A 13,863-nucleotide genomic window follows, 5' to 3' on the forward strand; every position below is an offset into this window, starting at 1 on the left:
AGAAGAATGGCGCCACTTTTAAAACTTTGAACCGTTAAAAATGGTAGCACTAAGGAGAATGACGCCAATTTAAAAGCTTTGACGCGTTAAAAGTAGTAGTACTAAGAAGAATGACGCCATTGATATTTAAGACACTGACAGGATAGGAAAGGAACGCACAACATTTTCATCAAACCAACAAATTGCTTATGGAAAATTTAAGGTATTAAATTTGATTTGAAGGTTGTTTGAAAAAGTAAAATAATGTAATCGAAAAAATCTCCTAAATGGCTAAATGAAAGTCAAAATTGGCTGTAAAGATGAAAGTTTTTCCCACTAAAAATTTCGGTTTCGCAAAGTAGCACTGATGGATGTTTCGCTGAACAGAAATAAAGTGCACTAATGGAAGAAATTTTATCAGCGTCAAGTAAACGCATACAACGCTGATAAATAAAGCTTTGTTTATTATCCTGAAAAGTGTACTGAAAAAATGAACTAGTCAATCAATTTATTAGCTGATATACTTTGAACTATTATTTTTTAAGACTATTTCCTTATAGGAACTATTACATCAAAGGAGTTTTAACATGACGAAGGAATTTACTGGGAAACAACTTATTTTTATTAGTTTAATGCTTTTTTCAATGTTTTTTGGGGCAGGAAATTTAATTTTTCCGGTCTTTCTCGGACAGGCTGCGGGAGATAACATGTGGCCATCGCTTGCAGGGTTTATCGTTTCTGCAGTAGGTCTGCCGATCCTTGGAGTTGTGGCGATTGCGAAAGCAGGAAGCTTTCATGCGCTGAATTCCCGGGTACACCCTCTATTTGCACTTATCTTCCCATTCATCATTTATATTTCAATTGGGCCTGGACTAGCCATACCGAGAGCGGGAAGTCTTGCCTATGAAATGGGTGCAGCTCCATTTCTTCCTGAAGGTTTTGCAGGCAGCCCTGCAGCGTTATTCATTTACACGCTTGTCTTTTTTGGCTTAGTATACTGGCTGAGCATGTCGCCATCTAAGCTTGTGGATTTGTTCGGTAAATTGCTGACGCCGATTGTGCTTGCGCTAATTGTGATTATTTTAGTGAAAAGCCTGATCACTCCTATTGGTTCTTTTGAGCTTCCAACAGGAAACTATGGAAATAGTCCTGTTTTCCAAGGCTTCTTGGATGGATACTTAACGATGGATGCCCTCGCAGCTCTTGCTTTTGGAATTGTGATTGCAAATACAATTCGCGCACAGGGAGTTGAAAATGATAAAAAGCTCTCGCGCTATATGATCTCTGCAGGAATAGGAGCAGGCATTTTACTAACTATCATCTATATCATCCTGGGATATCTGGGTGCTACTAGTGCATCTTTAGGACAATCAGAAAACGGCGCACAGATTTTAACAAACATAATGGGGTATTTGTTCGGGCAAAGCGGAACACTTATTTTGGGAATTGTTTTTACTCTTGCATGTTTCTGCGTTTCTATTGGACTTGTCATTTCATGCAGCCAGTTTTTCGCAAGTGCAATACCGAAAGTTCCTTATAAAGCATGGGTACTGATTCTTTGTCTGACTAGCACAGCTGTTGCAAATCTTGGTTTAACCCAAATTTTAACTGTGTCCGTACCAATTCTGGGCATGATTTATCCGATTGCGATTGTGCTGATTTTCCTGGCGCTTATCCATCAGTATATTGAAAACAGTTCTTATATCTATGTTACAACTGTCGCGTTCGTTGGGCTTTTCAGCATTCTCGATACGATAAATAAAACATTTTTGGCTGAAGCATGGAGTCCGGTTCTAAGCTCAATGCCTTTTTACCAAGAAGGAATTGGCTGGCTCATTCCGGCAGTCATCGGAATTGTACTTGGCATCATCCTCGGCAAAAGGAAGACATCAAGTGTTCCGGCTTAAAAGTAATAGTAGATCCATTCAGGCGTTTTCATAAAAGACCGTTCCCATTGCGGAATATCGTCTACAATCTTTTTCGTCAGCTTGCGGCTGTTTTTCTTATCCTCATCAATTTCAGCCTGAATCGTTTTAATCCATTCAGCATCAAAAATCAGGCAGCTTGCTTCATCATTTAAATAAAAGCTGCGCGGATCCCAGTTTGCTGTACTGATATTGGCTATCCGGCCATCAATGATCATGACTTTTCCGTGAAAAAAGCCTTTCGTATATAAATAAATATTCACACCGTTTTTCAGAAGTGCTTCTGTTTTCGGATAACTAGGGGGCTTCGTAAACCATGCGTCTGTGTTATCAGGAACAATAATGTCAATGACAACCCCCTGCTTTTTAGCCGCAATCAGCGCATTCATCAGCTGATTGCTTGGTATGAAGTAGGGGGTTGCTATGACTAATGATTTTTTTGCCTGCTTTATGGTAGAGAGCATCATATGCTCGAGTTCTTCTCCGGTCGAAAAAATCATCTGATAGTAAGAACCATCTTTTTCCGCAAAGCTTTGTCTTTTAACTGAGATCTTTTCACCAGTATCCTCTTCCCAGTCTTTTAAAAATTGTTTTTCAATCTCTCTAGTTCCTTCTCCGGCAATTCGCAAATGATAGTCCCGCCAATATCCAAACCGATCAACTTGACCAAGATATTCCTCACCTATATTGAAACCGCCCAAGTATGAAACCAGCCCATCAATGACAACAAACTTCCGATGATTTCGATGATTAATAGTATAGAAAAAATGATGAATGCCTGCTTTTCGGCTGAATGTAAATTTCACACCGCTTTTTTCAAGCTTTTCAATTGTTTTCTTCGTAATCTCTTTTCCGCCTATTCGATCGACAGAAAGCAGGACAATTGTATCATTTTCCGCTTTTTTCTGAAGCAGCTCTAAAAACTTCATGCTGACAGGATCTTCTCTTATGATAAAAAAGTGTATGTAAATATACTTTTCAGCGCGTTCAATATCTTTAAAAAGAGCAGGATAGAGTTTGCTGCCTTCAGGATAAAGGGAAAGTTCTCCTTGGTAAACGGGTGATTCTACTAGGGAATGCGATTTTGTATAGTCCTCATAACCACTTTTTACGTCCCACTGTAAATACAAAAAGAAACAAATCCCAACCAAAATCACTGGAAATAAGATGAAAATCATTTTCTTCAACATGTTAAAACTCCCGAAAGATCGATATGAATTAGGGTTTGACTCATTAGTGAATTTTAAAGAAGGAAATGTATGGAATGAACGGAACTGACAAAAAGTAAAATGAATGTTTAAGCATTTTACATAAGGGAATAAACATAAATGGAAAAAAACAATTAGAGTCTAAACAGAGAAGGAGACATGTAATGATTCAGCTTAGAAATATTACAAAAAAATATCCTGATGGTTTTAAAGCATTAAAGGATATCAATCTTGAACTTGAAGCAGGAAAAATTCATGTGGTGATCGGTCCAAGCGGATGCGGTAAATCAACTACCATGAAGCTCATCAATCGTTTGATCACACCGTCTGAAGGAACTGTATACATAAATAATGAGGATATTTCCAAAATAAATCCGGTAGAACTTCGCAGAAAAATTGGTTATGTCATTCAAAGCATCGGGCTTTTTCCGCATATGACCATAGCCGACAATGTCGCAGTCGTACCGCGTTTATTAAAATGGGAAGAGGAACGGACTGCAAGGAAAGTGAATGAACTGCTTTCGATGGTTCATTTGGATCCTGAGACATATAGCAGCCGTTATCCAAGCGAGCTGAGCGGCGGCCAACAGCAGCGGGTAGGGGTCATTCGGGCACTGGCAGCAGAGCCGGATGTCATTTTGATGGACGAGCCCTTCAGCGCACTTGATCCGATCAGCCGTGATCAGCTTCAGGCTGAGCTGGTGAATTTGCAGGATGAATTAAAAAAGACCATCGTCTTTGTCACTCATGATATGGACGAAGCCATTAAAATTGCAGATAACATCATTTTAATGAAGGATGGTGAGGTCATCCAGGTCGGATCGCCAGACTCGATCTTACGCCATCCGGCAAATGATTTCGTAAAAGAGTTCATTGGAAAAAAACGTTTGAAAGAGCATAATGAAACAAGTTTTTCGATGGATCCTGAAGACATTCCAACTGTTAATGAAGTCATGATTGATAATCCTGCAACAGCATACCCGGAAAGAGGGCTTGCCGCTGCGCTTAAAATTATGGAGAAAAGAAGAGTGGACTCCCTGATTGTGATTGACCGTGAACGCAGTTTGCTTGGATATGCACCCATCCTGAACTTGCTTGGCCAATATCGCGATGAAGCAAAAACACTGAAAGATGTCATGCTTCCATTCGCACATACGGTTCCATCTGACAGCCCCTTTACAATCGCACTTGACTTAATGAGCCAGTACAACCTTCCTTATGTACCTGTTGTTGGAGATAACGGCAAGTTTGTCGGGGTGATTACGAGAGGAAGCATGGTCCGTTTAATGGCTGACGTATTTCCTTATGCAGATGAGGTGGTTTAAATGAAACTCATTCAGGACTATTTTTCCTTTCTTCAGGAACGGTACCCCGATATTCTGGCAAGGTCAGGGGAACATCTTACAATCGTTGGACTTGCCGTTTTATTTGGCTGCCTTGTAGCCATAACAACGGGTATTTTGCTGACAAGAGTAAAAGAAGGACCGTTAAACAGCTTCGTATTTGGTCTTGTGAATGTATTTCAGACGGTTCCGACCATAGCGCTGCTTGCCATGCTGATTCCGCTGATGGGCATCGGCATGAAGCCGGCAATCTTTGCTCTCTTTTTATATTCATTGCTTCCGCTTCTCCGCAATACTTATTCAGGAATCAGAGAAGTAGACGCGAGCATTGTTGAAGCAGCAAGAGGTATGGGGTATGGGACGTTTCAGCGCCTATTTAAAATAGAGCTTCCGCTTGCATTTCCATACATTTTATCAGGAATCCGCTTAACGACTGTTTATATTATCAGCTGGACAACCCTTGCTGCACTGATCGGAGCAGGAGGACTTGGCGATTTGATTATAGCGGGCATGTCAAACAACGATAATTTTCTTATCTTTACTGGAACGGTTAGTGCCATCATTCTCGCTGTTATTGTTGATGTCGTTTTAGGCTTTTTCAGTAAAAAAAGAAACGGGCTTACAGCTTAGAAATAAGGGAACACAAGGAGACATTTAATGAGGAAAGCAATTATCATATCTGCACTGACAGTATTCATGACATGTGCCTCGATTTTATCAGGGTGCAGCTCAAAAGAAACCATTAAAATCGGCGCAGCAACCTATACCGAAACAAAGATTATGGCCGCGATTTATAAAGAACTGATTGAGGATCGGACAGATTTAACCGTAGATATTACACCTGATCTGCTTTCAAATCCCATGATTTTAAAATCGATGAGCAGAGACGACCTGGATATGGCGCTTATGTATTCCGGGGTCATCTTCAGCAACTTTTTTCCTGTAAAGCAAACGACAGACCGTAAAGAGGTTCTGAAGCAGGCACAGGAAGGTTTTGATAAGCATTATGATTTTACTTGGTTTGACCCGCTGGGATGGGAAAATACTTATGCTCTCACTGTTCAGGAGCAGACTGCAAAAGAAAAAGGTCTTCAAAAGGTATCAGATTTGAAAAAAAATCAGGAACAGATGAAATTCGGCGTCGATTCCTCTTGGATGGAACGGAAACAGGATGGTTATCCTGCCTTTATCAAGCATTACAGATTTGATTTCAAACAATCTTATTCAATGGATATCAATTTAGTCTATGAAGCCGTTGCAAATGACCGGGTGGACGTTGTTCTTGCTTATTCAACTGACCCTAGGCTGATTCAATATGACTTAAAAACATTAGAAGATGACAAACGATTTTTCCCTCCTTATGATGCCTCAATGGTTGCACGAAATGAGGTATTGGAGAAACATCCTGAGCTAAAGCCGATTATGAATGAACTGGTCGGAGAGATTGATGAGGAAACCATCACGAAGCTCAACTACGAGGTTGATATAAAAAACCGCAACGAACGGGAAGTGGCAAGAGAATTCCTGACGGAAAAAGGCCTCCTGAATAACGAATCGGAGGGAACGAAATGACATTTCTTAAAGAACTATTTACTTATATGGGCGAAAATATAGATTTGGTGCTTCTTTATACCGGACAGCACCTGCTCATGGTCATCATCGGGGTAACACTTGCATTGATCGCGGGAACGCTCCTTGGCATTGTGTGCAGCAGGTACAAGAAGCTTGCACCCATTATTTTATCAGTGGCGAACATTATCCAAATCGTTCCCAGTCTGGCACTGCTGGCGCTGCTGATGCTATATTTCGGACTTGGGTTTTATACAGTTGTCATTGGATTGTTTCTCTATTCCCTGCTGCCGATCATCCGGCATACCTATGTGGGGCTCGAGCAGGTCGATTCATCTCTGACCGAAGCCGGGCACGGGATTGGCATGACCTACATGCAGCTTCTGACAAAGGTGCAGCTGCCGCTTGCTATGCCATTCATTATGGCTGGGTTAAGAATTGCAGCAGTCATCGCAATCGGGGTTGCAACCCTTGCGCCATTTGTAGGCGGTGACGGGCTCGGACGTGAGATTTTCGCAGGAATCAACTCCAGGAATGACATTCGAATCTATGTCGGTGCCATTCCGGCTTCCATTCTGGCGATTCTTGCAGATATCGTTTTAGGACAGATGGAGAAGAAGATGAGTGTGCGGACAGCCAAATAAAAAGAAAAGAAGATCAGCTCCTTCGAGGGGCTGATCTTCTTTTGATTAATCGTTAAATTATAATTGCTTAGTCTCTTTCAAATACTCCACATTGTTTGTTTTCTTTCTATAGTTCGTCATGTAAGAAATTCCGACTAATACGATAAATCCTGAAGACATTCCGTAAATAATCGGGTTTGTCGATGTGAGCCCTTCAAAAAACAAGCCGGCAAGGACAACGACTGTGCTGACCAAAATTGAATAAAAACCAGCATTCGGCGTCGCTTTTTTCCAGAAGAAGGTCATGACGAGCGGGATAAAGATAGCACCTGACAAAATAGCGTAAGCGACATCTAAAGCCACTAGGACATCCTGAATCCAAATCGAGAAGGTAATGGCGATTAAGCCAACGATCAGCGTCGTGATTCTGGATGCTCTCAAAAGCTGTTTATCGGTCATATTTTTCATGAAATACTGCTTTAAAATATCATTTGTAATAAGCGTAGCTGACGCCAGCAGCGTTCCAGACGCTGTAGACATAAGAGCTGAGCAGACACTTGCAAGAACAAGTCCTAAAATTCCGGCGGGAAGAATGGCAATCGCCATTTCCGCAAAGGTGTTTTGCGGATTGCTGATAGACGGAATGACGATGAATGCACACATCCCGATGATGCTCCCCGCAAGAGCATAGGCTATGCTGTAGAACCCTGCAAAGATGGAGCCGCTTCGGGCAATTTTATTTGATTTAGCTGTAAATACGCGCTGCCAAATATCCTGTGATACGACCATGCCCAGTGCATAAAGCAGGAAGTATTGAAAGATTTGCTGATAGCCGATTGATGCAAAGCTGAAGTGAGTCTGAGGGAGCTGGGTCAAGAGATTGCCCCATCCATCCGCTTTTGAAATGCTCATAGGCAGCATAATGAAAAAGATTCCGATGGTCATCACAACAAATTGAATGATATCCGTAACTGTTACACTCCACATTCCGCCGAGGATGGTGTAGAAAAGGACGATTCCGCCGCCAACAAGCATGGACGTCGTAATATTCCAGCCCAAAAGGACGTTGATGATCGCGCCCATTCCAATCACTTGTGTGACTGCCACCATTAAAGTATAAATGGCAGCTACAATTGCACTAAGAAGACGTGTTTCAGAAGTATATCTTTTGCCTAGAAGCTCACTTATGGTTGTGATTTTTAATGAGTCGATTTTTTTAATGAAAATAGTACCGAGAATGATGATGCCAAGACCAATCATGGTCACAAACCAGATTCCTGAGATTCCATAAATATAACCAAGTTTAGCTGTTCCGATTGTTGCAGCGCCTCCAAGAATAACGGCAGAGAGACAGCCGAGATACATGAACATTCCGAGATTCCGGCCGGCAAGGTTAAAATCTTCCGATGTTTTTGCTTTTTTGGAACCGATGACCCCTACACCTATTAAAACAGCAAAATACACTAAAACCACGAGCGTATCGATCAGCTGCATATGAAAAACCTCCTTAGTATAAAATTTTGCGTTTCGATGGCAAGCGGAATCGCTCAGGCTCCTAGGCCAGAACGGCTCCGAAAGTATTGGCGAAAAGCACCCTTACTGTCGGATCCTTATCTGTCTGCCTGCGCTAAACGGACGCTTGCGCTTTTCTTAATTGAACTGGAAGAATGGTTAAGAGTTCAGCAATGCTTTTGTTGAACGCGAGCTTTGGAACTCATAAACGGCTTCTTCTAATACGCTTAGTCCATGATCAATTTCTTCCTTGCTGATGGTGAGCGGAGGGATCATCCGTATGACCTCGCCATGATTTCCGCATAAATAGAACAGCACTCCTTTTTCCAGGCAGCGGTCTAAAATGGACATAAGCGCTTCCCCGTCCGGTTTTCCTGTTACAGGGTCAACAATTTCAATCCCGATCATCAGACCGATGGCGCGCACACTGCCGATTACAGGGGAGGTTCTTTGCAAAAATTTCAGCTTTTCCACTGCATATTTGCCCATATTTTTGGAGTTCTCAATGAGCTTCTCTTCTTTCAGCACTTCTAAGGTTGCAAGTGCCGCTGCGCATGCAATCGGGTTGCCTCCGAACGTTGTGCCGTGACTGCCAAGCGGCCATTGCTGCATTAACTCTTTAGACGCCACTGTAGCGCTCAATGGAAGGCCTGAAGCAATGCCTTTGGCGATGGCCATAATATCCGGCACAACATCAAATGCCTGCGCGGCAAACCATTCGCCGGTTCTGCCAAAGCCTGTTTGGACTTCATCAAAAATAAGGAGGATACCATGTTTGCTGCAGATTTCCCGTATTTTTTTCAGCCAGCTTTTGGGAGGGACGATATATCCGCCTTCGCCAAGGACAGGCTCCACGATCATGCAGGCGACTTCTTCCGGTGTTACTTGATGATTAAACAGGGTTTCAAAATCCTTTTCTAGTTTCTCCGTACAATAAACCTCAGGATCAGCTCCTGTTGGACATCCTGATACATCAGCATAAGGAACTTGATAAGCGAGTCCGTTCGGCTGCAGAAATTTACGGTATTTGCTTTTAGATGTTGTTACACTTAATGCGCCAAGCGAACGGCCATGGAAGCAGCCGATGAATGAAACCACGTATGGTCTTCTGGTGACATGCTTCGCTAGTTTTATCGCGCCTTCAATTGCTTCCGTTCCGCTGTTGGCGAAGAAAAAACAATCGAGATTTTCAGGAAGAACGAGCTTTAATTCCTTTGCCAGCTTTAAAATTGATTCATACATGATGACGCCTGACGGTCCATGCATCAGCTGGTCTGCGGCATCTTTGATGGCTTGTACTACTTTCGGGTGTCTGTGTCCTGTGTTGGCTGTAGCAATTCCGGATGTGAAATCCAGATATTTTCTGCCGTCCAGCCCGTAGTAGCAGCAGCCTTCCGCCTTTACAACTGGCAGATTCGGGTGATCCTTTGCCATGCTCGGCGCTAATAAATCCGGCATTTCTGCAACTAAATGACTCCAATTCTTCTCCATCTTCATCCTCCTTGATCAATCCTGCATCATGTTTAATAAGTAATCTGCTTATACTTAAACACTTGCAAGAACCGTGCCAAGAGAGTTAAAGAATCTGATGTTTTTTCATTTTTCTAACAATTGAAGGCTGGCTGATGCCAAGAGCCTCTGCCATGCGTACTGTGGTTTTATATTTTTTCCTGGCTTTTAATAGAATTTGCCTTTCCACTGCATCCATCATTTCTGATAAGGTCTGATGGTCATCTATAGGAAAGGGAGAAGGCGGAACAGAAGCTTTTATGTATTCCGGCAGATGGTCAACGGTGATTAGAGAAGAAGGAGAAATCACAACCAGCCGTTCCAGAATATTTATTAATTCACGGACATTGCCTTTCCAGTCGTAGTGCAAAAGGTGATGTGTGACAGCTTCATCCAGCGTCTTTTCCTTCTTGTATTTTTCTTCTAATTGTTTTAGAAGTAAATGAATGAGCGGCACAATATCTTCTGTCCGCTGTCTGAGCGGGGGAATGGTGATCGGCACAACGTTCAATCTAAAGTACAGATCCTCTCTGAATAATTTATCTTTGATAGCCTGCTGCAAATCTTTATTTGTAGCGGAAATGAGCCTGAAATCAACATGAATCGGCTTTGTTCCGCCAACTCGGTAAAACTGCTTTTCCTGAATGACCTTCAAAACTTTTACCTGATGTGCAAGAGGCAGCTCGCCAATTTCATCTAAAAAAAGAGTTCCTCCATCAGATAGTTCGATCAGACCGATTTTGCCTTTCCGGTTAGCACCCGTAAAAGACCCGGCTTCATAGCCAAACAGTTCAGCTTCTACCAGGGTATCAGGTATAGCGCCGCAATTGACCTCAATGAATGGTCCATTTTTTCGTTCGCTTTTATTATGTATAAATTTTGCAAGCAGGGATTTTCCTACTCCCGATTCTCCAAGGATCAGTACATTTACATCGACTTCAGAAACTTGAATGGACGTACTGATCACGTTCTGCATCGCTTCACTTTTTGCAATAATCCCCGCATCATAAAGCTGTCTGCTCCGCAAAAGATCAAGCTCGGTTTTTACCCGTTCCATTTCTTCTTCCATTGTAATAAGAAAATTTTTATAGTCGGCAAGTTCCGTAATATCGTGTGAATAGCTGACTACTCTGTAGAGTTCGCCTGCTTCGTTGTAGACAGGGATGCCTGTGACCAATAGCTTTTTTCCTTTATTCGTGGTTTGAACAAACGTAATTTTTTTCTTCTCTTTTACAACAATTGGAGTCAAAATAGGCGTGAACAGTCCTTGTGCCTCCAGATCATAGACGGATTTTCCAATTAAACTATCAGACTCAACCCCGTAGATTTTCCCGGTAAACTCACTCACTTTCAAAATAATACCCTCCAAGTTCGTCACGAGAATATCATCCTTCAGAGAGTGGAGAATTTGTTCATTTTCATTCCAGTTCGCCCTAACCGTCATCTGAAATTCATCCTTTCATTGAATGAATATAAGAAAATTTATTCATATCTGAATATTTATTCATTTTTGAATAATTATAGCAGGATTCCGCAGAATTGAATACGAGAAACGGTATGAACGAATAAAAAGTCCTATTGAGTTTAATTTTCAATTTGTGATTTATTTTTTGCTGCTCTCTATACTCGATTTTCTTACCCGAATTGATTGAGTTTAAAAGGAAACAATATACTTGATCAAAATTGAAGGAGACTCGGGAAAATGGTTAAATGTCTGACTGCATTGGTTTTAATGATATCTCTTGTGTTTACACCAGTTGGAGACAGCGTGATGGAGAAGAATACATCTTATGTTAGCGCGAAATCTTTTAAGGGAGGAAAACGCCGCTATAATCCTAACAGCAATTACAATCAGCCTGATGCTCCCCGTTCAAACTTTAGGAATCGCAGGACCAATCCTGCCAGGGGAGGAATTATGAGAGGCTTGCTGTATGGAGGAATCGCCGGGCTGCTTCTTGGAAGTATGCTTGGCCATTTAGGTTTTTTGGGAGGAATCCTGGGGCTGTTGATCAACCTATTTGCTATATTCTTATTCATTTTAGTGATCAGAAAAGTCATTCGATTTTTTTTCACCCGAGTAAATTAAGTTAACGGGTGCTTTATTGGAGGAGAAATAGTCAATTTGCAGTAAAAATGTAAATGAAATTGCAGAGATATTCGCACACTAAGCTAATCCAGATTGTTTGGAATGCACCCGAAGTAACGTAGTAGATTCAACTAATAATAAGAAAAACATTGGGTTGTAATCCCAATGTTTTTTCTTATTATTGCTTATCTAAGGCTAACTTTATTCCAAATCCAATTAGAACAAGTCCTGTTGTTTTATCCATTATCCTTTGCACTTTTGCAGACATAAGCCATTTACGCAAATAGTTAATTAAAAACACATAAATAAAGAACCAAGTAATAGATAGCACTGTATATATTACACCCATCAAAATAAGTTGCCCCGTAGCGTTTTCTCCAGTTTTCACAAATTGGGGTAAAAATGTTAAGAAAAACATTGCCACTTTGGGATTTAATACATTTGAGAGTAGACCTTGTTTAAAAGCAGAATCCTTTATTTCAGATTGATTTTCCTGTTCTTCAATAGTAACTTCCTTTTCTTTCTTCGTGATGAAAGAAGATAATCCTAAATATATCAAGTAGATTGCGCCAACATATTTCAAAAGCAACAGCAGACTGCATTAAAATAGCTGATATCCCAAAAGCAGCAGCAAATGTATGAACCAAAGATCCAGTTGATAATCCTGCTGCCATTTTATATCCATCATTTCTTCCGCCTGAAATGGTTCTTTTTGTTATAAGTGCTGTGTCGATACCTGGACTCATTACAACAAATAATGAAAGGACTAAAAATGTAAAGAAATCATTCACTTTCTTCACTCCTCACTGACTTTTAACCTAACACCTGGTAAAATATAATTTAACAAGTGTTAAGTAAAATTTAACACAAACTCGATTAATTGTTAAGTGTAATTTAATTAAATTTAATTATTTTTAATTTTATTATTAAGGAGTATGCACAATGGAAAATATAGATATTGGTAAAAAAATTGAAAGATATAGAACAGCTAAAGGTTATAGTAGCAGAGAATTAGCAAAAATGGCTGAAATAACACCTTCAATGTTAAGTCAGATTGAACGAGGTTTGGCAAATCCTTCAATTCAGACTCTAAAGGTTTTAGCTAAAGCCCTTGATGTTCCTACCTTTAGTTTATTACTAGAGGAAACAAATACCGAAGAATTAGTTGTCAAATCAAAGAACCGCAAAAAAATGGTTGTTGAAAACCTATCATATGAGTTACTGTCGCCTGATTTTACTGGAACGCTGGCAACGGCTATTTTGACTGTTCCACCGAATACTTCCTCTTCTGATAAACTTTTGGAACACAAAGGAGAAGAAGTAGCTTTTATATTAGAGGGGAAAATTAAAGTGTTCTTAAATGAGGAAGAATATATATTAGAAACTGGTGATAGTGTTAAAATACCATCTCATATGAAGCATAAATGGGAAAATAACTTCGATGAAAATGCTGTGATACTATTTTCGGTGACTCCACCAGCATTTTAAATAAACTAGAGCCTATATAATGACGATTTTCAACAATAAGGCGCTATTCTTCCACAATACAACATAAATGATCTTCAACAAGCGGGGCGATTGCGTAACAAAGTGTCGCCTCGTCTAATATAGGTAAAGGACAGAATAATTAATCAACTATTGCTATATTAGGGGAATGGATTCTGCAGGGAATTTTTTTCTGTGTATTAATTTAATTAAAGACAAAAGTAATAAAATTTTAGTTGTTCAAGACAAAGCGGATGTTTAGAATTTCCCGGGCGGAAAACAAGAATTAGGTGAAACGTCTTCAAAATTTGCTAAACGGGAAGTAAAAGAGGAAATTGGATTAGATGTTTATAATCTAACTGAGATTTACAATGGAGACTTTTTTTGGAGATGATCAATGGCGTGGTTACTTTTATTCGCAAATTCTGTTAGTGGTATTCTCTCTATCAATGATTTATCAATGATATAGAAATAGTAAAATTCTCATCAGAACTTTCAAAAATTATTTATATGGTTGAAAGTAAGCAGCTTCAAACAAGTTCAACAATTTGGAAATAAGATATTCAACTAAAAATAAAATGCACCACCAAAAACCATAAATTACATCAGATTGATATGTGAACC

Annotated in this window: 11 protein-coding genes and 2 pseudogenes; 8 read left to right on the forward strand and 5 right to left on the reverse strand. The window is 40.4% G+C overall.

Annotated elements, in window-relative coordinates:
• Positions 1-566 precede the first annotated feature (566 nt).
• Positions 567-1,886, forward strand: coding sequence for a branched-chain amino acid transport system II carrier protein (gene brnQ, locus E2R53_RS04495; RefSeq protein ID WP_133310590.1), 1,320 nt, complete (start codon positions 567-569; stop codon positions 1,884-1,886).
• On the opposite strand, the gene E2R53_RS04500 is transcribed toward brnQ, so the two are convergent.
• Positions 1,883-3,094, reverse strand: a complete 1,212-nt coding sequence (locus E2R53_RS04500; protein ID WP_133310591.1) for a phospholipase D-like domain-containing protein — start codon at positions 3,092-3,094, stop codon at positions 1,883-1,885. The genes brnQ and E2R53_RS04500 overlap by 4 nt on opposite strands.
• A 182-nt stretch (positions 3,095-3,276) precedes the next feature.
• On the opposite strand from E2R53_RS04500, the gene E2R53_RS04505 reads away from it, so the two are divergent.
• The 4 genes from E2R53_RS04505 to E2R53_RS04520 are packed head-to-tail and all read left to right on the forward strand — an operon-like array spanning position 3,277 to position 6,668.
• Positions 3,277-4,437, forward strand: coding sequence for an ABC transporter ATP-binding protein (locus tag E2R53_RS04505; RefSeq protein ID WP_133310592.1), 1,161 nt, complete (start codon positions 3,277-3,279; stop codon positions 4,435-4,437).
• A complete protein-coding gene (locus E2R53_RS04510) occupies positions 4,438-5,085 on the forward strand; it encodes an ABC transporter permease (protein WP_133310593.1) in 648 nt (215 codons plus the stop codon).
• A gap of 27 nt (positions 5,086-5,112) precedes the next feature.
• Positions 5,113-6,027 (forward strand): glycine betaine ABC transporter substrate-binding protein, encoded by a 915-nt coding sequence (locus tag E2R53_RS04515; protein WP_133310594.1) that lies wholly within the window; start codon positions 5,113-5,115, stop codon positions 6,025-6,027.
• Positions 6,024-6,668, forward strand: a complete 645-nt coding sequence (locus E2R53_RS04520; RefSeq protein ID WP_133310595.1) for an ABC transporter permease — start codon at positions 6,024-6,026, stop codon at positions 6,666-6,668. The genes E2R53_RS04515 and E2R53_RS04520 overlap by 4 nt, the downstream gene beginning before the upstream one ends.
• Before the next feature lie 57 nt (positions 6,669-6,725).
• On the opposite strand, the gene E2R53_RS04525 is transcribed toward E2R53_RS04520, so the two are convergent.
• The 3 genes from E2R53_RS04525 to E2R53_RS04535 form a co-directional block, all read right to left on the reverse strand.
• Entirely contained in the window at positions 6,726-8,141 is a 1,416-nt protein-coding gene (locus E2R53_RS04525; protein ID WP_133310596.1) for a sodium:solute symporter, read from the reverse strand.
• Between the two features lie 177 nt (positions 8,142-8,318).
• Complete coding sequence (locus E2R53_RS04530; protein ID WP_133310597.1) at positions 8,319-9,650, reverse strand: aspartate aminotransferase family protein; 1,332 nt, start codon at positions 9,648-9,650, stop codon at positions 8,319-8,321.
• A gap of 85 nt (positions 9,651-9,735) precedes the next feature.
• Positions 9,736-11,112 carry a sigma-54 interaction domain-containing protein gene (locus E2R53_RS04535; RefSeq protein ID WP_133310598.1) on the reverse strand — a complete coding sequence of 459 codons (1,377 nt, stop codon included), beginning with the start codon at positions 11,110-11,112 and terminating at the stop codon, positions 9,736-9,738.
• Between the two features lie 258 nt (positions 11,113-11,370).
• Between E2R53_RS04535 and E2R53_RS04540 the strand changes: the two genes are divergently transcribed.
• Positions 11,371-11,754, forward strand: a complete 384-nt coding sequence (locus tag E2R53_RS04540; RefSeq protein ID WP_133310599.1) for a hypothetical protein — start codon at positions 11,371-11,373, stop codon at positions 11,752-11,754.
• Positions 11,755-11,932: 178 nt separating this feature from the next.
• Here E2R53_RS04540 and E2R53_RS04545 read toward each other — a convergent pair.
• Positions 11,933-12,545, reverse strand: a pseudogene (locus E2R53_RS04545) (LysE family translocator).
• 151 nt (positions 12,546-12,696) lie between these two features.
• Here E2R53_RS04545 and E2R53_RS04550 point away from each other — a divergent pair.
• Positions 12,697-13,242 (forward strand): helix-turn-helix domain-containing protein, encoded by a 546-nt coding sequence (locus E2R53_RS04550; protein ID WP_133310600.1) that lies wholly within the window; start codon positions 12,697-12,699, stop codon positions 13,240-13,242.
• A 274-nt stretch (positions 13,243-13,516) separates the two neighbouring features.
• Positions 13,517-13,633 (forward strand): annotated as a pseudogene (locus E2R53_RS23500) (NUDIX hydrolase); the annotation flags it as partial.
• Between the last annotated feature and the right edge of the window lie 230 nt (positions 13,634-13,863).

The organism is Peribacillus frigoritolerans, from assembly GCF_004358755.1.
Classification (GTDB): domain Bacteria; phylum Bacillota; class Bacilli; order Bacillales; family Bacillaceae; genus Bacillus_P.